Consider the following 22,980-nt stretch of genomic DNA (forward strand, 5'->3'; position numbering starts at 1 on the left):
AGTCATGAAATTTGCTGTACTTGTCTTTCCGGGTTCCAATTGCGATATTGACTGCTACAAGGCGGTAGAAGACAGCCTCGGCGAACCAGTAGAATATGTGTGGCATACGGCGACTGATCTGTCGGCTTATGACTGTATTCTTGTGCCGGGCGGCTTCTCTTATGGTGATTATTTGCGCTGCGGTGCGATTTCCCGGTTTGCTCCGGTGATGGCTGAAGTGGCCAAGGCCGCAGAGCAGGGCAAATTTGTGCTCGGCATCTGTAACGGATTCCAGATTCTGACCGAAGCCGGCCTGCTGCCAGGTGCACTGCGCCGCAATATGTCGATGAAGTTCCGCTGTCATGATACGGTGCTTAAGGTGGTTAATAACACTACGCCGTTTACAGTTGATTATGCGAAGGATGAGGAGATTGTCATTCCAATCGCGCATGGTGAAGGCAACTACTACTGTGATGAAGAGACGTTGGCCGGGCTAAAAGCCAATAATCAGATCGTATTCACCTATAGTGATAATCCTAATGGCTCCGTGGAGCATATTGCCGGGATTTGCAATGTGCAGGGCAATGTGGTTGGCATGATGCCTCACCCGGAACGCGCAGCGAACAGCCTGCTTGGTTCGGAAGACGGCAAACGGATGTTCACATCCATTCTCAAGACATGGAGGGATCGTTATGACACAGCAAGTATCCGCTAAGGAGCCGACCGCCGAGCAAATCGCGGAGCAGAAAATCTACAATCAATTCGGTGTGTCGGACAGCGAATATGAGCTCATCACTTCTTTCATGGGCCGCAAGCCAAACTATACGGAGATCGGCGTGTTCAGTGTAATGTGGTCTGAGCACTGTGCCTATAAGAACTCGAAGCCGCTGCTGGGCCGTTTCCCTACGAGCGGGCCGCGCGTGCTGATGGGACCGGGCGAAGGCGCCGGGATCGTTGATATCGGAGACAACCAGGCCGTTGTTTTCAAAATCGAAAGCCATAACCATCCTTCGGCAGTTGAGCCTTACCAGGGCGCGGCGACCGGGGTGGGCGGGATTATCCGCGATATTTTCTCCATGGGTGCAAGACCGGTGGCGCTGATGAACTCCCTGCGTTTCGGAAAGCTCGAAAGCGACCGGGTCAAATATTTGTTCGAGCATGTCGTATCCGGTATCGCCGGCTATGGCAACTGTATCGGGATTCCGACAGTGGGCGGCGAAATTATGTTCGACAACAGCTATGACGGCAATCCGCTGGTCAATGCCATGTGTGTCGGACTCATTGATCATGACAAAATCCAGCGCGGTGTAGCCAAAGGTGTAGGCAACCCGGTGTTCTACGTAGGTCCTCCTACCGGACGCGACGGGATTCATGGCGCAACCTTTGCCTCCGTCGAGCTGAGCGAGGAATCGGAAGCCAAGAAGACAGCGGTGCAGGTCGGCGATCCGTTTATGGAAAAGCTGGTGATGGAATCCTGCTTGGAGCTGATCGACAGCGGCATCGTGCTGGGCATTCAGGATATGGGCGCAGCGGGGCTTACCTGCTCCAGTGCCGAAATGGCGAGCAAAGCGGGCAACGGCCTGGAACTGTATCTGGACCAGGTGCCGCAGCGTGAAGACGGCATGACGCCTTACGAGATGATGTTGTCCGAGTCGCAGGAGCGGATGCTGTTTGTGGTTGAACCCAAGGATGAAGCGCAGGCACAGGAGATTTTTGACCGCTGGGGGGTTATCTGCCGTAAAGTGGGCAAGGTAACCGATGACGGCCGCCTGAAGCTGTTCCATCATGGCGAGGTTGTCGGTGATATGCCGGTAAAGGCTCTGGTGGATGAGTGCCCGATTTATAAAAAGCCATCTGCGGTGCCGGCGTACTATGAAGAGAATGCTTCGGTTGATACGCTTCGTTATGCAGAAGTAAAGGATCTGGGCGGCGCCTTGCATACCGTATTGGCATCACCGACAGTAGCGAGCAAAGCATGGGTCTACAACCAGTACGATTACATGGTGCGGACAAGCACTGCGGTCCGTCCCGGCTCCGATGCGGCGGTGGTGACGATTCATGGCACACGCAAGGGCTTGGCTATGACTACAGACTGCAATGGCCGTTATGTCTATCTGGACCCTGAAGTTGGCGGGCGGATTGCAGTCAGCGAAGCGGCGCGCAACATCGTCTGTTCCGGGGCCAAGCCGCTGGCAATTACGGATAACCTGAATTTCGGCAGTCCGGAGAAGCCGGAAATATTCTGGCAGATGGAACGTGCCGTAGATGGCATGGCTGAAGCCTGCCGCGTGCTGGACACGCCGGTTATCGGCGGCAATGTCAGCTTGTACAACGAAAATGCTTCTGGAGCAATCTATCCGACACCGGTTGTCGGTATGGTCGGGCTAGTCGAAGATACCGATCATATTACCACTCAGGCCTTCAAGCAGGAAGGCGATGCTATTCTGCTGCTGGGCGTGACTAAGGCGGAGCTGGGCGGCAGCGAATTCCAATATGCCGTACACGGCCTGACGGAAGGCCGTCCGCCTGAGCTGGATCTGGCAACCGAGCAGAAGCTGCTGGATGCTGTTCTTGCGGCGATCCGCAGCGGACTGGTCCGCTCGGCGCATGACCTCTCCGAAGGGGGCTTGGCCGCAGCGCTGGCTGAGAGCTGTATCAGCGGCTCTATCGGAGCTAATGTGGAATGGTCCGCTGGCGGACTGCGCAGAGATGTGGCGCTGTTCAGCGAGAGCCAATCCCGCATTGTGCTGACAGCGGCACCTGGCCGAGCGGAAGAGCTGAGGGCAGCAGTAGCTGCCTATGGCGTGCCGGCTGAAATTATCGGAACGGTCGGCGGCGACAGACTGCGCGTCTCCTTGGACGGCGAAGCCGTGCTGGACGAGGCTGTAGCCGCATTAAAAACCACTTGGGAGGATGCTATTCCATGTCTTATGAAATAAAGACCGGGAACAAGCAGGAGAACCCCATCCTGTGGACCGGCGACTTTTACAACGAAGGAACGGGCTCGGGAGATATTTTTGATACGCTAAAAGAAGAATGCGGCGTCTTCGGGGTCTTCGGACACCCGGAGGCTGCCTCCATGTCATATTACGGCCTGCATGCCCTGCAGCACCGGGGGGAAGAGAGTGCGGGCATCTGCGTGGCAGATGGACGGGATTTCCACTATCACCGCGGCATGGGGCTGGTCAAGGAAGTGTTTGATAAGGACAAAATCGCTTCGCTGGTCGGCAACATGTCCATTGGCCATGTGCGCTATTCCACCAGCGGTGACAGCCGTCTGACCAATGCGCAGCCGCTGGTTTTCAAATACCGTGACGGGGATTTGGCGATTGCCACCAACGGGAATATTGTGAATGAGCCGCTGATCCGCAAGCAGCTGGAGCAGAGCGGCTCCATCTTCCAGACCACAAGCGATACCGAGGTGCTGGCGCATCTGATTGCCCGCTCGCAGAAGGAGTTTGTTGAGGCGACTAAAGATGCCCTCCAGCAGCTGGTGGGCGGCTTCGCCTTCCTGCTGATGACCAATGACAAGCTGATCGTAGCTTCCGACACGCATGGCCTCCGTCCGCTGGTGATGGGGCGTGTAGGTGAAGCCTATGTTTTTGCCTCGGAATCCTGCGCGCTGGAAGTCATCGGCGCTCAGTTCGTCCGCGACATTGAGCCCGGCGAGCTGCTGGTGCTTGACCAGAACGGCTTCCGGGAAGACCGTTTTGCCGAGCCGCAGCGCAAGGCGTTGTGTGCGATGGAATACATTTATTTTGCCCGGCCGGACAGCGATCTGAACGGCTCCAACCTTCATGCCGCCCGCAAACGGATGGGCAGCCGGATGGCGCTGGAAGCCTTCGTTGACGCTGACATCGTAACCGGCGTGCCGGATTCCAGCATCTCTGCGGCTATCGGCTATGCCGAGCAGACTGGCATTCCCTATGAGCTTGGCCTGATTAAGAACAAATACACCGGCCGCACCTTCATCCAGCCGAGCCAGGAACTGCGCGAGCAAGGCGTGAAGATGAAGCTGAGCGCGGTGCGCCGCGTCGTAGAAGGCCAGCGCGTGGTTATGATCGACGACTCCATCGTGCGCGGCACCACTTCGCGCCGGATCGTCAATCTGCTGCGCGAAGCCGGAGCAACTGAGGTCCATGTGCGGATTACCTCGCCGCCTTTCAAGAATCCTTGCTTCTACGGCATCGATACTCCGGACCGCCGCGAGCTGATCGCCTCTTACAAGACCGTCGAAGAAATCTGCCACGAGATCAATGCCGATTCGCTGGCATTCCTCACGCCGGCAGGCCTGATCCAGGCCATCGGCGGTTACAACAGCGGAGATTATAAGGGCGGCCTGTGTCTGTCCTGCTTCGATAATGATTATCCGACGCAGGTGGATTTTGGCGGGGAGGAGAAGGACGGGTGCAGCTGCTGAGGCAGCCTATCATCTCCCTAAGTCGTGGGTCCATCCCCCTAAGTCCCCCTTGCAAAGGGGGATTCCAGAGGGCGCTGCCCTCCGGCCACCCGAAAGCTCGGCGGTAGGAGTTTGCTCTAAACTTGCTAAGAGGACGTGGGTGCGGGGGCCCGCTTTGTCCTGCGGACACGCTTTACGGCGCACCGCGCCCTGGCGGCATGCTGCCCCGCCGGGCCTGAATGCTCAAGAACCAGCCTGTTTGCTGCGCAAAAGCGGGGGTTCTCTCGCCCTAAGGCGCGCACGGCTTCGCCCCGTGCGCCAAGGGCAAAAGCTTGAGTCCCCGTTCTGTTTGCTGCGCAAAAGCGGGGGAGCTCTCGCTAAAGGAGGCGCTTGGCTTCGCCAAAAGCGCCGGCTGACTGCCCTGTGCAAGGCGCGTAACTGCGGCTTGCGGCGGGGGTTGAACCCGGTGGTTGGAGTTATGGAGAGGAAGTTTGGAACTGGAGGAGCGATAGCGTTCGCCTTTATGTTTGGATTTCTACCGCGGACAGCGGTTTAAATCAAGGAAATCCAAACATAACAGCGACCGGAAGTCCAAACATTCCTCGTAATGACGACTATAACCACCACGCTTCAAATCCCTGCCGCCCCGAACACACGCGCTCTAAACTAATTCAAATGAGGTGTCCAATAGTGTCGGAAGCTTATAAAAACGCCGGAGTGGATATTGCAGCTGGCAATGAAGCGGTAGAACGCATGAAGAAGCATGTGAAGCGCACATTCCGTCCGGAAGTGATGACAGAGCTCGGCGGGTTCGGTGCACTCTTCGGACTCAATAAAGACAAGTATGAAGAGCCGGTGCTCGTATCGGGAACCGACGGGGTGGGCACGAAGCTCAAAATCGCTTTCGCGGCCGACCGCCACGACACGATTGGCATCGATGCGGTAGCCATGTGTGTGAATGATATTGTGGTGCAGGGGGCAGAGCCTCTGTTCTTCCTTGATTATCTGGCCTGCGACAAGGTTGTGCCCGAAAAGATCGAAGCGATTGTTGCCGGGATTGCCGAAGGCTGTCATCAGGCAGGCTGCGCGCTGATCGGCGGCGAGACGGCTGAGATGCCGGGCATGTATTCGGCGGGTGAATATGATATCGCCGGATTCACGGTGGGTGTAGCCGACAAGGCCAAGCTGGTGACAGGTGCGGATATCGCGCCTGGAGATACGGTCATTGGCCTGGCGTCCAGCGGTGTGCACAGCAACGGCTTTTCGCTGGTGCGCAAGCTTTTGCTGGAGGAAGACGGCTATGGGCTGAACGATGTGGTGCCGGAGCTGGGCGCTCCGCTGGTAGATGTGCTGCTGGCGCCTACCAAGATTTATGTGAAGCCGCTGCTGGGGCTGCTGGAGCAGCTGCCGGTCAAGGGCATGGCCCATATTACCGGAGGCGGGTTCATTGAGAACATTCCGCGCGTGCTGCCGGAAGGTGTGAACGTGGACATTAACTACGGCTCGTGGCCGGTTTTGCCGATCTTTGATTTGCTGCAGAAAAAAGGCGGAGTCAGCAACCGTGATATGTTCACCACCTTTAATATGGGCGTAGGTCTGGTGCTGGTTGTGGCTGAGGCGGATGGAGAACGCGCACTGGAATTGTTAAAAGCGGCCGGGGAAGAAGCCTATTTGATTGGCAGAGTAACGGAAGGGGAACGCATCGTTACCTTTACGGGAGCTGAAGTGTGATGCAGTGGAGCCGGATCGCTGTCTTTGCCTCCGGGCAGGGCAGCAATTTTGCCGCACTGGCAGAAGCCGAGCGGGCAGGACAGCTTGGCGGAGGGCGTATAGAGCTGCTGGTATCCGACAGGCCGGAAGCGCCTGTGGCGAAACGTGCGGAGGAGGCGGGCATCCCCGCTCTGATGCTGCGGCCGAAGGACTTCGCAAGCCGCGAGCTCTACGAGGCTGAGATCGTAGCCGAGCTGCAGCGCCGGGATATCGGCCTGATCGTTCTGGCCGGATATATGCGGCTGATTACCCCAGTGCTGCTGACGCCTTACGCAGGCCGGACCGTGAATATCCACCCCTCGCTTTTACCCGCCTTCGCCGGGAAGGACGCCATTGACCAAGCGCTGGATTACGGTGTGAAGCTGACGGGAGTAACGGTGCATTTTGTCGATGGCGGCATGGATACCGGACCGGTTATTGCCCAGCGCAGCGTGGCCGTGGAGCCTGGTGACACTGTGGAATCGCTGGCAGAGCGCATTCATCAAGTGGAATATGAGCTGTATCCTGAGGTTGTGCGTGCTTTGGCTGAAGGAAAGGTAGAACTGGATGGCAGAAAAACGGTTATTCGGGAATAGCCGCCCGGTTCTGATATTTCTCGGGAAATATTGCACAAGCAGTGAAGGCAGCCCGGAAGAAGGCGGATTTTGTTCTTTTTTTGCACAGTTGGTGTTGAAATAAACGGAGATTGTACACCGTCCCTCGCAGCTGCATTGAGGTTGGTAAACCATTTTACTCAATTAGGTTAGTATCGGCACAACGAAGATTACAGATTTCAGGTTCAATCTATATAGCAGATTTTCTCAGTACGCTTCACCTGCAACTAAATTTAACACCATCCGGAGGAGGACTATCAAAGTGAGTATCAAAAGAGCGCTGGTCAGCGTATCGGACAAACAGGGCATCGTGGATTTTTGCCGCGGGTTGTCTGCATTGGGCGTAGAAATCATCTCCACAGGCGGCACTAGCACCCTTTTGGCAAAAGAAGGCGTACCGGTCATCGGTATTTCGGATGTGACAGGGTTCCCGGAAATTATGGACGGACGCGTGAAGACGCTGCATCCGGCCGTACACAGCGGCCTTCTGGCGGTCCGTGACAACGAGGAGCACACTCGGCAGATGCAGGAGCTGGGCCTGGACTACATCGATCTGGTTGTCGTGAATCTCTATCCGTTCGCGGAGACGATTGCCAAAGCGGATGTGTCGTATGAGGAAGCGATCGAGAACATCGATATCGGCGGACCGACGATGCTGCGTTCGGCGGCGAAGAACCATGCTTTTGTCAGTGTGGTCGTGGATGCAGCCGACTATGCCACGGTGCTTGAGGAAGTGCGTGCAGGCGGAGATACCACTCTGGAAACCCGCAAACGTCTTGCGGCAAAAGTGTTCCGCCACACGGCGGCTTACGATGCCCTGATTTCCGATTATCTGGCGAATGTGACCGGTGAACCGCTGCCGGAGCGCTATACGGTAACTTACGAGAAAATTCAGGATCTGCGGTATGGGGAGAATCCGCACCAGAAAGCAGCGTTCTACCGCAAACCTCTGGCTGCCCAGGACACCCTCACATCTGCTGAGCAGCTGCACGGCAAGGAACTGTCCTACAACAACATCAATGACGCCAACGCGGCGCTGCAGATCGTGAAGGAGTTCGAAGAGCCGGCTGTGGTAGCCGTTAAGCACATGAATCCTTGCGGGGTAGGCGTAGGGGCAAGTGTATATGAAGCGTATCAAAAAGCCTATAATGCCGATCCAACCTCCATCTTTGGCGGAATCGTAGCGGCCAACCGGATTATTGATGCCGATACGGCCAATATGCTGAAGGACATCTTCCTGGAAATCGTGCTGGCACCGGGCTTCACAGAGGAAGCGCTGGACATTCTCACGAAGAAAAAGAATATCCGCCTGCTCAAACTGGGCAATCTCAGCACGGCTGCGGCGCGGAAATCCAGCTTTGTGGTAACTTCCATTGAAGGCGGCATGGTCGTTCAGGAGAGCGATGTGCACTCCGTCAATCCGGAAGAGCTGCAGGTGGTGACGAACCGCAAGCCTACTGAAGAAGAGTTGAAGCAGCTGCTGTTCGGCTGGAAGGTAGTTAAGCATGTGAAGTCTAACGCTATCGTGCTGGCGGCGGATGATATGACAGTCGGCGTAGGTGCAGGCCAGATGAACCGTGTCGGTGCGGCGAAGATCGCCATTGAGCAGGCCGGGGAGAAAGCCAAGGGTTCTGTGCTGGCCTCCGATGCGTTTTTCCCAATGGGCGATACGCTGGAAATGGCGGCAAAAGCCGGCATCACGGCGGTTATTCAGCCGGGCGGCTCCATCAAGGACGAAGAGTCCATCAAAGTTGCTAATGAATATGGTATTGCCATGGTCTTCACCGGCGTTCGCCATTTCAAACACTAGAACGCTGGGAGGACTCAATTCAATGGATATCTTAGTAGTGGGCGGCGGCGGCCGCGAGCATGCCATCATCTGGAGCCTGTCCCGCAGTCCCAAAGCGGGTAAAATCTACTGCGCACCCGGCAATGCCGGGATTGCGCAGCTGGCCGAATGTGTGCCGATCGGCGTGTTCGAGTTCGATAAGCTGACCGCTTTTGCCAAGGAGAAGAGCATTGACTACGTCGTCATCGGGCCGGATGATCCGCTGGCGGCTGGCATTGTCGATGCATTCGAAGCACATCATATTCCTGTATTCGGCCCCCGCAAGAATGCAGCGGAAATTGAAGGCAGTAAAACCTTTATGAAGGATCTGCTGCATAAATACAGCATCCCTACCGCTGCCTATGAGAAGTTTAGTGACTACGAAGCGGCGCTGTCCTATTTACGAGGCCAGGGACTGCCGGTTGTCATCAAAGCGGACGGGCTGGCGGCGGGAAAAGGTGTGACCGTGGCTTACTCCCGGGAAGAGGCGGAACTCGCCCTGCGGGATATCATGGTGACCAAGGTGTTTGGGGAGGCCGGGGCACAGGTTGTCATTGAGGAGTTTCTGGCCGGTCAGGAAATGTCGATTCTTGCCTTTGTGGATGGAGAGACCGTGCGTCCGATGGCTGCCGCACAGGACCACAAGCCTGTATTTGACGGTGATAAAGGCCCGAATACAGGCGGCATGGGCACTTACTCACCGCTGCCGCATATTGACGAAGCGATTATTCAGGAAGCGGTGGAGACGATTATCAAGCCGACAGCCCGGGCAATGGTAGCGGAAGGCCGTCCATTCAGCGGTGTGCTGTTCGCCGGCCTGATGATCTCACCGGATGGCAAACCGAAGACCATTGAATTCAACGCACGTTTCGGCGATCCCGAAACACAGGTCGTGCTTCCAAGACTTAAGAGTGATCTGCTGGAGATATTCCTTGCGGTCACGGAAGGAAGACTGGCAGAGGCCGAGATTGAGTGGAGCGAGGAAGCAGCGGTATGCGTGGTCCTGGCTTCTGAGGGATACCCCGGGCCTTATCCGAAGGGCGTGCCGATTGCCGGTCTTGAGAACAGCCCGAATGATTTGGTTTTTCATGCCGGAACGGAACGGACGGAAGAGGGAACATGGGTAACGAATGGCGGACGCGTGCTGGGAGTCGTTGGCATGGGAGCAAGCATTGCTGAAGCGCGTTCAGCAGCCTACGCCAGCGTGGCGAAGATTTCATTTCCCGGAATGCACAGCCGCAGCGACATCGCCATGAAGGCGCTGATCTGAGGATAAAGAACTGTATTAGCGCAAGTTTTTACGCTATTAGTCCCAAAAAAGGACTGACAAGTGGTAGAAGAAGTGCTATAATACAACTCGTACGGGGGAAAAAATGTGCGGATATATACAGATAAAGGGTCTTTCCTTTCAGGAAAGGCCTTTTTTAAATCATCGGAAGTTGTAAGTGATATAGAATGCCTCGTGCCGGAAAATGATGCCTGTAGTGCTTAAGCAGCAATGAGCTCATGCGAATGGTTAGTGACAGATTTAAGGGGGAATTAGTTTTGAGTAAGGTTGGAAGAAATGACTTGTGCCCATGCGGAAGCGGGAAAAAATATAAGAAATGCTGCCTGGACAAGGAGTCCTCTGCGGTAGAATCCATACTGCGGCTGGTAACAACGGAGGAAGCGGCGGCTGCACAAGAGCTGACAGCTATCCGGCCGGAAATGGAACAGGCGGTCCAGGAAACCTCGATTCAGCCTGAGGGCAAGCTGACCCTGACCAAGCTGAAAAAGATGGTGGCACGTGAAATGAAATGGGAGCATCCGGCTCACGAACAGCTGGCCCTGCAGCTTATCGAGAGCATGAGGAACCAATACGAGCGGGAGCTGATTTTTGAAGCTCTGGTGCTATGGAACGGCTATTCACGCCAGACCAGACCTGCCGTGAAAAAGACAGGCTCGTTCTGTGCCGCAATCGAGTATCTGCTGTCCGAGGAATACGGCTTCAATGTTTCGCAGGCTGAGCTGGCCGACAAATATGAGGTAACGGCGGCGACGATCTCCCGCAAGGTTAAGGAGATACTCAATTACATCGAGGATTACGGCATGGGCGGCGAAGCTGACGAACTGGCGATGCTGAACGGCCCGGGCACACCGAAGGACAAAGCGCAGGCTCTGCTGTATATGGCGATGGAAGCCAGTTCTTCCAAACGGAGAATACAGCTGGCGGAAACGGCGCTGGAGATGTACCCTGACAGCTCTGATGCGTATCTCATATTGGCTGAGGAATCGGACAATGAGCAAGAGGCACGGGCTTATCTCAAGGCCGGAATCGCCGCAGGCGAACGCGAGCTGGGCGAACTGTTTTTTGAGAAGAACAAAGGGGACTTCTGGGGGCTTCATGAGACCCGGCCATACATCCGGATTTGTAAAAGCTACGCCGAATCCTGCTGGTTTGGCGGAAATGCCAAAGAAGCAGCACAAATCCTGGAGCATATTCTGGAGCTGAATACGGAAGATAATACCGGAGCGCGCTACCTGCTCGCTGCTGTGTACCTGTACAGCAACCAATTGAAGCAGGCAGAGCAGGTGCTGGAGAAGTATGGCAAGGATGACGCCGCCGCAGCCTTTGCCTATGACCGGATCATTCTGGAGTATAAGAAGAACGGAATTACCTCCCAGCTCAAAATGCTGTACCGCGTGGCCCGGGGTGTGAACAAGCATGTGCCCGATTACCTGCTGGGTGTGAAGCGGCTGCCCCATAACCTCCCTGATTTTGTCGGAATGGGCGATTCCAACGAAGCGATTGAATATGTTATTATGCACTCTCGTCTATGGGCGAGCGTGCCGGATCTGCTGAAGTGGATGCTAAAACAATAGGGATAGCCAGCTTCGGCATGTGAGCATAAAGTAAGCAAAACCAGATACATAGAAAGCGGGTGTATTTTCTGTAACGAAAACACACCCGCTTTTTATGCGCTTTTCCTCCTATATTCCTTATAATTTACCATTTCTTCTGATTGAAAACCTTTCTATCGCAGTTCTGATCTCTTCTTCACTAAAAGTATTTGGAACTTGTACATCAACCTCAAGCCCATCCATTTTCGAACCGTCAAATTGATATAATTTGAGTAAAAATTTGGACAAGGTCTCCAGCTCTTCCAGTTTGAAATCTTTAAAAATATCCGCCATAAAATCAATCGTAACACTGATACCGCAGCTTTCTAGAGTTTCAAGTCCTAACGTTGTCACATGTACATTGACAGCGCGTTTGTCCTTTTTGCTGGAAACAACGGATATAAAATTCTTTTTTTCCAAGCTATTAATTAATTGGGCGATATTTTGTTTGGTTGCCCCCAGCTTGTTGGCAATATTAATGATTGTCGTTTCATCTTCGGGTAAATGAAGGATTGCAAGCAGAGTCATATATTGTCTGGAAGTTAAGGGCGCACTATACTTGTCACCTGTTGCTTGAAGCTTGTTTGAAACGGAGATCAGACTGGAATAGACCTGTTTCATAAGATGTAATAGATAGAGTTCCTTATCGTAATCCATGACAATAACCAACCTCGCAGATGAATTCTGTAATATTTGGCCTAATTACTATGGATGAAACATAGAGTGACTGCAAAATTGTTTTGCAGCCACCCGTTTGAATTAATCTAAAGTTTTGCCAATTGCCCATGATTCTATCACGGCTCATTAAAAAATTCAATCGTTCGTTTAAAGGATTGAAATTGTCCTTCCGCGTTTCCCTCAATAGTTCCACCGGAAGAAAACACACCGCCATTCATTGGCATTTCTAAGGTTAAGCTAATTGGAACGATATAGGGAATTGGCATGGGGTGCCCCATATTCTCATAAGATAATAATTCCGCATGATGCTTATAATTGTTGCTCTTTAAGTTCTTCAATATTTCCAAGCATGCATCATAACTGTTCCATATATTGTCCTTTTTCCCGCAAATTAAAAGAATCTCAGCCTGGGAATTTTCAACTTTTATCCTCGATTCTTCTAGATTCGTTGCGTTTTCAATACTTTTCCGGTATGTGCTGGCAAATCCGAATGGAATTCCTTTTTCAATGTCCTTTTTCTGATCTTCAAAGAAAATTTTGTTGTCTACTTCAATAAATGGAATCGATTTTCCCTGATAGGACCAAGAAGAGACATTCCTTCCACTCATTAACCCATCAAGGGCCTGAAAACAATAGGTGTGAGGTTCTACGGCAACTACTTTTCTAATTTGTTTATATCTGGAAGCCAGTAAAAGAACTAATTCACCGCCTTTCGACGTTCCATGAAGATAAATATCTTTCGTTCTTGTAATTTCATTGTCTTCCACCCACTTAAATATTTTTTCGAAATACTCCAAAGGCACTTCTTCTAGCTTTTCAGGCAAACCCTTAGAAGCAAAGTAGGATGTAATCAGCACATTAAATCCTCTGGAAGCAAGAGGTCCGGCCATAAGAGCCAAAGATTGCATTTGTCCATCCGATCCTCCCACCATTAAGACGGTTTTGTTATTGGTGTTTTTCTGATAAAACAGTTGCCCGGTAAAACTTTCATTGATCTGTTTGACAAGAATGTCTTCTGCTTTAAACAGCCTTTTTAACTGTACTTCCTTTCTTTCTATAGAGGATTCAAATAATAGATGCATGATGATTGGCTTTTCAATAGAAATATTCTCAGCGATATTCTTCCCTGTAGATGTAGACTGTTTTAATGAATAGATCAGGCCCATACTATTAGCCGTTTCATAGCTTCCCTCCACAGGCTTTGCTAGGTCGAAATCCACTTTTCCCGTTTCATCTGCGACAAAAACTGCGTAGGAAGAAAATTCATCACCGCTGCACCAGGGAAGTTCCATTTTCAGACTTACTTTTAGTCGACTATTAGGATTTAAATCAAGAACCCTAATATTAATTTTTTGATCTACAAATGTTTCTTGATGTTCTATGTTTATTTTCATGGCTTATTCTCCTTGTATGTGTGGTTAAGAGCTTTATTAATTTAGACAATATATTGACTAAAATGATTATACATCTATAAGTAAAATAGTCAATATGTTTTCTAATTTCCGCGCGAAAAATGGCGTATCATATAACATAATGCAGAAAAAGAGAGAATGCGAAAAAATGAATTGACATGGCCGCAGGTTATGGTTATATTTGCAATATATTAGGAAATATTATCAAATGCTAGCGAAGCTGAAGCGGGGAAATTCGCCATTGTGAAGCGTTTCTAAGGGGTGGTTTTTTTTGAACCATGCAACCACGATTCGCACCGAGCTGGAGAGTTTTATTGAACGGGAAGCTTTGAGTTTCAGCCAGTTAGGAAGGCTGGCGGGGCTGAATGCAGGCACGGTGAGCTCTATTCTGAAGGGTAACCGGATTATGGGAGTGGATCAGCTGGACCGGATGACTGCTGTGCTGGGCATGCCCAAAGGGCATTTTTACGAGCAGTATATTCAGGAATGTATGGTTGAAGCCGTACCGAACTGGCGCAGGGTCAGACCCTTTCTGTACCGTTGTGCGGAGCTGGACAAGCTGGATTGCATCAGGCGAATCCTGCCGCTGCTCCTGGATAATCTGACATATTCTCCTTTGCTGTTTGAGACAGCTGAAGAATTTTTTGCAGAAGGCAGACGCGCCGCGGCAGCGTTGCTCTATGAAAGCGTCGCTCTCAGTGAGAGGAGACAGCATTCCGAACGGCTGGCTTTTTGCCAGTATCGCCTGTTTACGCTCCGGCTAAGCGATAATCAGGAGGACAACCTCCAGTGTGCGCTCCAGTTTGAGCCTTTTGTAGACCGGCTTGATGAGATCGACCAGCTTGATGCGCTTAGGGACCTGGCGAATACCTACCGTTCGCTGAGGCGTTGGGACAAAGTGGAACGGATAGCCGAGGAAATGGGGCGGCTGGCAAAAATTCAGCTTTTTATGACACCACAGCCAGCGAGGGCAAAACGGGAGCAGCATAGAAAACCTCAGAAACCGATGTTTGTATACTTGGCCTCTTCATATCTGCTTCGCGGAAGTGTCTGCAATGCCCGAGGCGATTATGAGCAAGAGATGCAATTTACATACGCCTATCAAGATTTAAGCTGGGTCAAGGAAACCGATGAGGATACCTTACATTGGCTGAAGCTGTATAAAGGATGGGCAGAGGCCAACATGTATGTGTCCAGGCTGATGCGCGGGGACGAAAGCGTGCTTGCCGATTATGTGGCCTATATCGAACAGAACAAGGATGAGCTGTTAGTGGGCTTGCTTAACATAACAACCGCTGCCAACCTGTTCGATCTCAATGTGGATGTCATCCTGCATTATTTTGATTCCGAAATCAAGGACTACATGCAGATCAAACATCAAGAGGCTGTGGGTGTATATACGAAGCAAGTGGTCTCCGAGCAGCATGCCCGTTTTCTGTATGGAGTTGCCCAATACTATCTGCGGCAAGGCCTGTATCTGATGGGTTTTGAATACTTATTGAATAGTCTGTCCACGTCATCGTTGATCTGCAATGAAACCCGGATTCTGGCCTGTGTGAGATTATTTGAGAAATATAGAGCGCTGGCATCCCCAGAAATGCAAAATAGATATCAGAACCTATTAAAAGAGGAGGAAGAAGAATATGAAAAGAAAATTGGCATCTCTGTTGGTCGTAGTTAGTTTTGCCCTGGTGCTGGTTATTTCAATTCCTGCAGCAGCGGGTCACTCCTTCGTCACTTTTTCTGAAGTTCATGGGGGTTAATCGATCGTTATTATTCTGTTGTTAATAAATAGTTGAAAAAAGACCAGTCCCCGGCTGGTCTTTTTTTGAATTCTCTCTAAAATTATCTGAAAAAATTTTCACCCCGAAAAAGACATAGCCCTCTAAAATACTAAAAGAGGAGGGATAAGAGTGAGAGAAGAAGAATGTTTGAAACAAATATTGGAACAAGCCAGGCAAGATTTGAATAATTTGCAATACCAGTACGATCTGGATCATCCAGCCGTGCTTCATCAATCGATGGTACTAGACGAACTGATTAACCAATACACCCGGAGCAGCATCACCCAAGTGAAAAAAAGATCAGGCGCAGCAATCAACCGGCTGGCATCCGAAGAGCTATGGCCAACCCGTTCACAGCTGTACCGCACCGCAAACTCCGCGTCATAAAACGGAGGGTAACCCAATCTGCGCACTACACAACCTTCTATTATTTTTCTCAAGATGCGCCAGCATACTTTAATGTAATTGGAATAGCAGGGTGCTTACGCTGCGGGCTTCACATGAGTAACTGCAATTAGAATGCCTGCGGCTATAATGCTCCTGCTAATCCTCATCTTTCGCCCGCCTTGTTGACTCCCCTCAAATCACTGCCAATCCTCTCTTCTGATACATAACATGACATGGAAGTGCGTGTTTTTCTAGAAAACTATGAAATAATACTCTGAAACAGGCGTTTACATAGGTGAACGCTTATTTAACTATGTTATTTTTCGTAAAATACCTGACATGGACACAGTTAATTCACAGCTCGAGGTGAAACGTTAAAGGGATAAAGAGTTTTATTGAAGAAATAAGTCGAAACTAAGAGGATGTATAGAGAGAAGCAGTTGATGCGGGTTGATTTTATTTTGAGGCGGGGGGAGCCCTATGGCAGTGAGAAAAAGCAAGGAAGAAAACGTCGGGACTGGGCTGCGGCCTGCGCTCAAAACGGCGGATAAGACAGCACCCTTAAGAGCAACCGGAAAGACAAAGAAGGGAGGTATGCTGTTATCCGGATTGCCGCCGCTGGCTTCACGTCTTGGCAGTATGGGGATTCGCGGCAAGCTGTTTCTGTCCGTGATTGTGTCTGTAGTTGCTATATTCGTTATTGTATCGGTAGTGATCTATAGCCAGGCTAAGCAGATTATTGCGGAAGACTTGAAGAGCTCATTGACTTATGAGAAGGGAGAAATCGGCGTTAAGGTTGACGAGCTGCTTCAGCCCGCATCCGATAGTGTAGAGCTGCTGAATGCTAATGCTTATGTCCGTGATTTTATCGGCAAGGTGGTTTCTGCGGATACGGTCACAACCACAAGCGGCTATAGTGACCTGATTACCACACTGAATCTGATTAAGGAAAATAACAAGAATCTGTTAAATGTATATGTAGGACTGGACGGAGTGAATAAGCTGATCACCCAGGACGAGTTCGAGCCTCCAGCCGATTACAACCTGAAGGAAAGGGGCTGGTACTCGCTGACAGCCAAGAATAAACGGACTACGGTTACAGATCCTTATATTGATGCCGGTTCGGGCAAAATGGTAGTCAGTGTCAGCGCCCCCATCCTGGATGAATCCGGGAAGCTGATCGGTGTGGCAGGTGCTGATATCTCTACGGAGCAGATTACGCAGGCGCTGAGCGCTTTTAACTACAATGGCAGCGGATATGCCGTGCTGATTGATAAGACCGGGACCTTCATCCATCACCCGGACAGTGACAATATCCTGCTGAAGAAGATGAGTGATCTGGGCGGAAACTGGAAAATGCTTGGCGATCAAATGGTGCAGTGGGGCTCCAACGTGATCCGGACGGAAATCGACGGTGTGGCGAGCTACGTATCTTATGCGCCTGTTGTGGAGAATCAGTGGTCAGTTGCCCTGATTGTTCCCCAAAAAAGCGCGGAGCAGCGGCTTCAGGGCTTTCAGCAGATATTTGTCCTCTCGATCATTGCATCTATTGTCGTGTTGTCGGTGCTGCTCTATTTGGTGTCCAACAGTATTCTGCGGCCGATTCCGCAGCTTACAGCGGCTTTCCGGCAAGCGATGACCGGTGATCTGTCTGCACGCGCCAAGGTGAACGCCAAAGGCGAGATCGGCGTACTGGCGGGCGGTTTCAACGAACTGATCGCCTCGCAGCAAAACATGATCCGGGATATTATCCGGAGCTCCCGGAGCATTTCGGATGCGGTCGGCAATGCCGAGACCAATGTCTCTGCGCTTGACGGAAGCATCTCCGAAATATCCGCGATTACGGAAGAACTGTCAGCAGGCATGGAGCAGACGGCGGCATCAATGGAAGAGCTGAATGCGGGCACGAATGAAATTGAGCATGCGGTCAGCGGCATCGCCCGCAAAGCCCGGGAGGGGGCCGAGGCGGCCAGACAAATCAACGACCGGGCAGAGCGCCTGAAGGAAGGAGCGGGCCGCTCAAGGAGGCAGGCCGATGAAATGTATGGACAGAGCGAGGAGAAGCTGCGGAAGGCGATTGAGCAGTCCAGGTCCACCGCACAGATTCATGCCCTGACCGGAGCCATTCTGGACATTGCCGCCCAGACCAGCCTGTTGTCGCTGAATGCTTCTATCGAAGCCGCGAGAGCAGGAGAGGCAGGCCGGGGGTTCGCGGTGGTGGCCGGCGAGATCCGCAAGCTGGCTGAGAATTCCCGGGAGACGGCCGCGGAAATTCAGGAGGTTACAGGTGCCGTGGTGGCAGCCGTTGAGAATCTGGTAGAGGGCGCGGAGAACATGCTCCGCTTTGTAGACCGGCAGGTATTGAAGGATTATGATTCTATGCAGGAGACAGGACGGCAGTACAGTGAGGATGCCGGTTATATTCATGAACTGGTCACGGACTTCAGTGCTACCTCCGGGCAGCTTCTGGCCTCCATCCAGAGTATGCACTCTGCAATAAGTGAAACCAGCAGTGCTGCTAATGAAGGTGCGGAAGGTGCAGGCAGCATCGCTTCCCAGGCTGAACAGATCATCAGCAAATCCGGAGGTATTGTTGCCGAGATGGAAGAGATCAAGCACAGTTCGGAGCAGCTGCTTCATACCGTATCCAAATTCAAAGCTTGAGTTCCGGGGAATTGTATTGCCGGGAGCGGACAATACTTGATAAAATGTCCTCGGGATAGTATGTTACAAGAAGACGAATTGATTAGATAGAGACAGCGAGGCGAGAGAAAATGAGAGAAGGCGAAGACCGGATCGTCGGAATGGAAGATATCGTGCGTGCTCATCATGTGCTGCGGGAAGTTATTGTACGCACCCCTCTGCAACTGGATGCAGTGCTGTCGGCCAGATACGGCTGTAGTGTGTATTTGAAACGTGAGGATTTGCAGATTGTCCGCTCCTTCAAGATCCGGGGTGCCTACAATATGATCCGCAGCCTGTCTGCAGAGGACAGAGCCAAGGGCATTGTCTGTGCAAGCGCGGGAAACCATGCGCAGGGGGTAGCATATTCCTGCAAGGCGCTGGGCATCAAAGGCAAGATTTATATGCCAAGCACGACCCCTAATCAGAAGATTAAGCAGGTCCGCAAGTTCGGCGGTGAATTCGTAGAGGTGATTCTGAAGGGGGATACCTTCGATGATGCGTACGATGAGGCGCTGCAGGCGTGCATTGATCATAGCATGACACTGATCCATCCTTTTGATGAGCCGCGCATTATCGCCGGCAACGGTACGATTGCCATGGAGGTCATGGAGAGTCTGGACAAGCCCGCAGATTTTATGTTCGTCACCATTGGCGGCGGCGGACTGGCGGCAGGTGTGGCTACCTATGTGAAGACGGTTAGCCCGTCTACCAAGGTAATTGGCGTCGAGCCTTCCGGGGCGGCATCCATGAGCGAAGCGTTGCAGCGCGGGGAAGTAGTCACGCTGGAAGAGATCAATAAATTTGTCGATGGGGCTGCCGTGAAACGGGTGGGCGGCTTGACCTATGATATCTGCTCCCGCCGCCTGGACGATGTGGTAAAAGTACCGGAGGGCAAAGCTTGTACAACCATTCTGGAGCTGTACAATGAGAATGCGATTGTTGTGGAGCCTGCGGGTTCACTTCCCATCGCAGCGCTTGATCTGTACCGCGACCAAATCCGCGGCAAGACGGTGGTCTGCATCGTCAGCGGCGGCAATAATGACATTGACCGGATGCAGGAGATCAAAGAACGGTCGCTGATTTACGAGGGGCTTAAGCATTACTTCATGGTTAATTTTCCGCAGCGTGCCGGGGCACTGCGCGAGTTCCTGGCGGATGTGCTGGGACCCGGGGATGATATTACCCGCTTCGAATACACGAAGAAAAATGACAAGGAAAACGGTCCGGCACTGGTCGGCATCGAGCTGCAGCATAAGGAGGATTACACCCCGCTTATCGAACGCATGCAGCAGAAGGGCGTAGATTATCTGGAAATTAACAAGGATCCCAACCTGTTTAATATGCTGATCTGATTCCCGATCCGAAACGAGCACTATAAAAGGCCCGCCCCAGATGTCATGGGGCGGGCCTTCTGCATAATAAATGATCAGGACTGCGGTACTTCAGATTTCAGATACTCGGTTACGCTATCATCCAGCTTGTATCCATTGTCCTTCAGCAGCTTCATGAAGCCGTCCAGCTTCTGCAGAAACGGGCTGCTGCCGTTGTTCTTGGCCAGCAGGCCGCTGTAAGCCTTCTGCGCCTCCAGATCCATTTCCAGATTGTCGTAATGGAAAAGGGGAGTATTGTTCTGTCCATAAAAGGTATTAGTCACATAGGTGGAATACAAGGCCTTTACCGCCGAAATGCGGTTGGACTTAGGGTAGCTCTGGATGAACTCCTCCTGGGCCAGTGCGCGTGCGGCAACATCGCCCCAGGAAATGATCAGACCGTTATCCTTGGAGGAAGGAAGATCCGTTTCCGTGCCCATGATCGAAAAATAATTACGGATATCAGCCGTGACGTACACTCTATATTTGCGGTAAGCCGCATAGTCAATCACCGGGAAAAATGAGCCTTCCGCCGTCTCCAGCTTATAGCCGCTTTCTCCCGCACTCTTCAGCAGGCTCCGCAAAGAAGTGTCGTCTATGCTGTCAGCCAGCTTGGCCATACTGATCCCCGCCTTATAGACAGAGGTAAGTTTTCTCTGGACAATGCTGTTCATGAATTTGCTCTCCCACGCCTTTAGTGCGGCCTTGTGGAGATTCTCCAGCTTCAGGGTCAACACGGTTGCCTGATAGGGGGTGACCGCATAGATATTGCTGTTCAGATATTTAATAGCCTCCGGCAGCCTGGCAGAAGAGGACAGCAGCGGCAGGGCTGCCTTGTATACCGCCTCCGCATGACTGTTGGCCGAGGCGGTCGTCTTGCTTCCTGCAGCGCCGCCGGTACTGCTTCCCGAACCTTCGGCAAGGACATGACCGGGAAGGCCTGTCTGCAATCCCAGAGCTGCAGCTATCGCTGCGGTTAGAACCGTTGTTTTCATCTTCATGGAAATATTCCTCCTGTTTTGAGTTGGAATTGAAATGTGGCATCTATGATTTGAAGAATATAAATTTCAATCCAAGCCCTCCAGCCACCGCCAGAATAAGGCTCACCCATGGGGAGAGAGAAATGACCGGAAACAGGTTGTCCAGAAAAATGCCCAGGAATACTGCAATGATGGCTATGCCCACATAAATTCCGAGACCCTTAATATCGAAGGGTTTGGGCTTCGGGGCATCATCTTCGGATAAGGAGGACAGCCACTTCATGATGATCTCGATCAGGACAATAGCTCCTGCCCCTACGACAAGTATTGTAAAGATGCTGATCTGTCCGAACATCTCCGTGTCGCCTGTGCTCCATAACAGGAGCAGTCCGGCGACGGCATACACGCTGAACAGTCCGGTCAGGGCAGCCCAGGGAATCATCAGGTAGTAGTTCAGCTTGCTGCGCACTTTGCGGGCGGGAGCACTGCCCGCAATCTCCTTGAAGTAATCCTCCGGATGTTCGCCAAAAATCTGCTTGGCGTTTTTACCTTTGGCCTGTCCCTCCAGCAGCAGCGCCGCAGCCTCAAGCAGCAGCTCCTCGGTGCGGACAGGGTCCACCTTGCTGGCCCGGAGCCCCAGCAGCATATCTTCATAATAAGAGCGGTTAAACGGTGTCATCTGCTCACGGAGCACGTTATTTTGCTTAATCATAGCTTTGACTTTCATAGCAGAAATATAAACCTCCAATAGTTGATCAGAGTAGCCTTTAACCTAGAGTATACGTTTGGGCAGCGGTTGAGCGCAAGGACAAGCCGTTCTGCCTCCGGGCATGAATAATCTGTATGGATGAGTGAACACTGATAATGGTACTGCTTCACCACTATAGCTTCAAGGAAGGCAGGGAGCATTATGGATACTGAGAAAAGACAGGAACCTGGCAAGTTTGTAGGTGACGGCTTCGCCCCTCCGCTGGCGGGTGAAGTTGGAGATTGGGGCAATTCTGACGGCTTCAGCCTATGGGATTCCGTGCAGGGAGAGCCTGAGAATGGGCTGGAAGACTGGGAAGGCAGACAGGAAACACATGATATGTTTCATCAGAGCTATGAATGAGGCTTAGCCTGTCCTGTGCCGGGCTCCTTTTGCTTCTTTTTGGAAGCGAAGGGGGCCTTTTCTTCCCCGCAGAGCCTCTTATCCCGGCAGCTTATTGACAACGATAGCACAAAACGTATAATTAAGATATTAATCTGACTAATTTAATCGGGATAATTATAATTTGAAATAGTGTACTTTTTGGAGGAGGGGACCGGCAATGGAACGGAATATTATCATCCGGCATAACGGGGAAGAATTAACAGCAAGCATCCACTATCCAGCCAGAGAGAAGGGGACTTCAGGGCGCTGCAAGGACCGCGTGCCGCTTGCCGTAATCTGCCACGGGTTCGTTGGCAACCGGATCGGGGTTGACCGGATTTTTGTCAAGGCTGCCCGGGAGCTGGCTGCAGACGGATATATGGTTATCCGCTTTGACTATGCCGGCTGCGGGGAAAGCAGCGGAAATTACGGCAGTGAAGACATGGAATCGATGATTGCCCAGACCCGGGCCGTACTGGATTATGGCATCAGCTCTGCCGATGTAGACCCGCAGCGCATCACGCTGATCGGACACAGTCTTGGCGGTGCAGTGGCCTTGCTTACCGGAGTGCGGGACCGCCGGGTCAAGAATCTCGTGCTGTGGGCAGCGGTGGGCTACCCGTTCAATGATATCGTAAAGATCGTGGGGAGGGAAGCTTACGACCGTGCGGTGAAAAGCGGTTCCGCGGACTTTGCCGGCTACACGTTCACTCCGGTGTATTTCAACTCGCTTGCTTCGTTTCAGCCGTTTCAGGAAGCGGGCAAGTTCAGCGGCGATGTGCTGGTGATCCACGGAACCTCTGATGATGTGATTCCCGTGGATTATGCCTTCCTCTACCAGAAGCTGTTCTGGACACGTCCGGAGGGGCGCTGCGACAAAGAGGTGATTTTTCAGGCCGATCATACCTTCTCATCAGGTCCCGCCCAAGCCCAGGTCATGAAGCGGACGAAGGATTGGATGAATCAGCAGGAGCATATTCAGGAAGAATGGCAGAACTGGATGATATAGCAGATTAAGATTTCCGGTGCACCAGGGATTGTCCTCCACTCGCATTAACTCAGAATTAGCGGTAAAATAAATAGGCAGACCATATACTGGGTTA

18 protein-coding genes are annotated in these 22,980 nt (G+C 52.0%); 14 read left to right on the forward strand and 4 right to left on the reverse strand.

Going from position 1 to position 22,980, the window contains the following annotated elements:
• Positions 1-4 precede the first annotated feature (4 nt).
• The 8 genes from purQ (at position 5) to PRIO_RS03895 (ending at position 11,431) form a co-directional block, all read left to right on the forward strand.
• Positions 5-694, forward strand: coding sequence for a phosphoribosylformylglycinamidine synthase subunit PurQ (purQ, locus tag PRIO_RS03855; protein WP_020430568.1), 690 nt, complete (start codon positions 5-7; stop codon positions 692-694).
• The gene (purL, locus tag PRIO_RS03860) at positions 672-2,918 is read left to right on the forward strand and encodes a phosphoribosylformylglycinamidine synthase subunit PurL (protein WP_020430571.1); all 2,247 of its coding nucleotides are present in this window, start codon (positions 672-674) and stop codon (positions 2,916-2,918) included. Before purQ ends, purL begins: the two co-directional genes overlap by 23 nt.
• Positions 2,903-4,399: an amidophosphoribosyltransferase gene (gene purF, locus PRIO_RS03865; RefSeq protein WP_046501155.1), complete on the forward strand. Its 1,497-nt coding sequence runs from the start codon at positions 2,903-2,905 to the stop codon at positions 4,397-4,399. The genes purL and purF overlap by 16 nt, the downstream gene beginning before the upstream one ends.
• 669 nt (positions 4,400-5,068) lie before the next feature.
• Positions 5,069-6,109: a phosphoribosylformylglycinamidine cyclo-ligase gene (gene purM / locus PRIO_RS03875; protein ID WP_020430577.1), complete on the forward strand. Its 1,041-nt coding sequence runs from the start codon at positions 5,069-5,071 to the stop codon at positions 6,107-6,109.
• The gene (gene purN / locus PRIO_RS03880; RefSeq protein ID WP_020430579.1) at positions 6,109-6,723 is read left to right on the forward strand and encodes a phosphoribosylglycinamide formyltransferase; all 615 of its coding nucleotides are present in this window, start codon (positions 6,109-6,111) and stop codon (positions 6,721-6,723) included. Before purM ends, purN begins: the two co-directional genes overlap by 1 nt.
• Before the next feature lie 280 nt (positions 6,724-7,003).
• Positions 7,004-8,551 (forward strand): bifunctional phosphoribosylaminoimidazolecarboxamide formyltransferase/IMP cyclohydrolase, encoded by a 1,548-nt coding sequence (purH, locus tag PRIO_RS03885; RefSeq protein ID WP_020430581.1) that lies wholly within the window; start codon positions 7,004-7,006, stop codon positions 8,549-8,551.
• Between the two features lie 22 nt (positions 8,552-8,573).
• The gene (purD, locus tag PRIO_RS03890; RefSeq protein WP_020430583.1) at positions 8,574-9,839 is read left to right on the forward strand and encodes a phosphoribosylamine--glycine ligase; all 1,266 of its coding nucleotides are present in this window, start codon (positions 8,574-8,576) and stop codon (positions 9,837-9,839) included.
• Positions 9,840-10,114: 275 nt separating this feature from the next.
• Complete coding sequence (locus tag PRIO_RS03895; RefSeq protein WP_020430585.1) at positions 10,115-11,431, forward strand: SEC-C metal-binding domain-containing protein; 1,317 nt, start codon at positions 10,115-10,117, stop codon at positions 11,429-11,431.
• A 117-nt stretch (positions 11,432-11,548) separates the two neighbouring features.
• Here the strand turns inward: PRIO_RS03895 and PRIO_RS03900 are convergent, their stop codons facing one another.
• Positions 11,549-12,106, reverse strand: a complete 558-nt coding sequence (locus PRIO_RS03900) for a MarR family winged helix-turn-helix transcriptional regulator (protein WP_046501159.1) — start codon at positions 12,104-12,106, stop codon at positions 11,549-11,551.
• Between the two features lie 137 nt (positions 12,107-12,243).
• On the reverse strand, positions 12,244-13,521 hold the full coding sequence (locus PRIO_RS03905) for an acyl-CoA thioesterase/bile acid-CoA:amino acid N-acyltransferase family protein (RefSeq protein ID WP_046501160.1): 1,278 nt from the start codon (positions 13,519-13,521) through the stop codon (positions 12,244-12,246).
• A 289-nt stretch (positions 13,522-13,810) separates the two neighbouring features.
• On the opposite strand from PRIO_RS03905, the gene PRIO_RS03910 reads away from it, so the two are divergent.
• The 4 genes from PRIO_RS03910 to ilvA all read left to right on the forward strand — a co-directional run bounded on the left by PRIO_RS03910 (position 13,811) and on the right by ilvA (position 19,747).
• Positions 13,811-15,220 (forward strand): hypothetical protein, encoded by a 1,410-nt coding sequence (locus PRIO_RS03910; RefSeq protein ID WP_020430597.1) that lies wholly within the window; start codon positions 13,811-13,813, stop codon positions 15,218-15,220.
• A 232-nt stretch (positions 15,221-15,452) separates the two neighbouring features.
• Positions 15,453-15,710, forward strand: coding sequence for an aspartyl-phosphate phosphatase Spo0E family protein (locus tag PRIO_RS03915; protein ID WP_020430599.1), 258 nt, complete (start codon positions 15,453-15,455; stop codon positions 15,708-15,710).
• Between the two features lie 480 nt (positions 15,711-16,190).
• Positions 16,191-18,374, forward strand: coding sequence for a methyl-accepting chemotaxis protein (locus PRIO_RS33685; RefSeq protein ID WP_052741409.1), 2,184 nt, complete (start codon positions 16,191-16,193; stop codon positions 18,372-18,374).
• A gap of 110 nt (positions 18,375-18,484) precedes the next feature.
• The gene (ilvA, locus tag PRIO_RS03925) at positions 18,485-19,747 is read left to right on the forward strand and encodes a threonine ammonia-lyase IlvA (RefSeq protein WP_020430604.1); all 1,263 of its coding nucleotides are present in this window, start codon (positions 18,485-18,487) and stop codon (positions 19,745-19,747) included.
• 74 nt (positions 19,748-19,821) lie between these two features.
• Here the strand turns inward: ilvA and PRIO_RS34645 are convergent, their stop codons facing one another.
• Positions 19,822-20,766, reverse strand: coding sequence for a hypothetical protein (locus PRIO_RS34645; protein WP_020430605.1), 945 nt, complete (start codon positions 20,764-20,766; stop codon positions 19,822-19,824).
• A 43-nt stretch (positions 20,767-20,809) separates the two neighbouring features.
• Positions 20,810-21,472 (reverse strand): DUF1129 family protein, encoded by a 663-nt coding sequence (locus PRIO_RS03935; RefSeq protein WP_046501163.1) that lies wholly within the window; start codon positions 21,470-21,472, stop codon positions 20,810-20,812.
• A gap of 183 nt (positions 21,473-21,655) precedes the next feature.
• Between PRIO_RS03935 and PRIO_RS03940 the strand changes: the two genes are divergently transcribed.
• Positions 21,656-21,856 (forward strand): hypothetical protein, encoded by a 201-nt coding sequence (locus PRIO_RS03940; protein ID WP_020430607.1) that lies wholly within the window; start codon positions 21,656-21,658, stop codon positions 21,854-21,856.
• 199 nt (positions 21,857-22,055) lie between these two features.
• Positions 22,056-22,886, forward strand: a complete 831-nt coding sequence (locus tag PRIO_RS03945) for an alpha/beta hydrolase (protein ID WP_020430608.1) — start codon at positions 22,056-22,058, stop codon at positions 22,884-22,886.
• Positions 22,887-22,980 lie beyond the last annotated feature (94 nt).

This window comes from Paenibacillus riograndensis SBR5, from assembly GCF_000981585.1.
Classification (GTDB): domain Bacteria; phylum Bacillota; class Bacilli; order Paenibacillales; family Paenibacillaceae; genus Paenibacillus_AQ; species Paenibacillus_AQ riograndensis.

Bases quoted from the DNA above. Each gene is read 5' to 3' on its own strand.
- purQ (WP_020430568.1), top strand. From the start codon at position 5: ATGAAATTTGCTGTACTTGTCTTTCCGGGTTCCAATTGCGATATTGAC.
- purL (WP_020430571.1), top strand. From the start codon at position 672: ATGACACAGCAAGTATCCGCTAAGGAGCCGACCGCCGAGCAAATCGCG.
- purF (WP_046501155.1), top strand. From the start codon at position 2,903: ATGTCTTATGAAATAAAGACCGGGAACAAGCAGGAGAACCCCATCCTG.
- purN (WP_020430579.1), top strand. From the start codon at position 6,109: ATGCAGTGGAGCCGGATCGCTGTCTTTGCCTCCGGGCAGGGCAGCAAT.
- purD (WP_020430583.1), top strand. From the start codon at position 8,574: ATGGATATCTTAGTAGTGGGCGGCGGCGGCCGCGAGCATGCCATCATC.
- PRIO_RS03900 (WP_046501159.1), bottom strand. From the start codon at position 12,106: ATGGATTACGATAAGGAACTCTATCTATTACATCTTATGAAACAGGTC.
- PRIO_RS03905 (WP_046501160.1), bottom strand. From the start codon at position 13,521: ATGAAAATAAACATAGAACATCAAGAAACATTTGTAGATCAAAAAATT.
- PRIO_RS33685 (WP_052741409.1), top strand. From the start codon at position 16,191: ATGGCAGTGAGAAAAAGCAAGGAAGAAAACGTCGGGACTGGGCTGCGG.
- ilvA (WP_020430604.1), top strand. From the start codon at position 18,485: ATGAGAGAAGGCGAAGACCGGATCGTCGGAATGGAAGATATCGTGCGT.
- PRIO_RS34645 (WP_020430605.1), bottom strand. From the start codon at position 20,766: ATGAAGATGAAAACAACGGTTCTAACCGCAGCGATAGCTGCAGCTCTG.
- PRIO_RS03935 (WP_046501163.1), bottom strand. From the start codon at position 21,472: ATGAAAGTCAAAGCTATGATTAAGCAAAATAACGTGCTCCGTGAGCAG.
- PRIO_RS03940 (WP_020430607.1), top strand. From the start codon at position 21,656: ATGGATACTGAGAAAAGACAGGAACCTGGCAAGTTTGTAGGTGACGGC.
- PRIO_RS03945 (WP_020430608.1), top strand. From the start codon at position 22,056: ATGGAACGGAATATTATCATCCGGCATAACGGGGAAGAATTAACAGCA.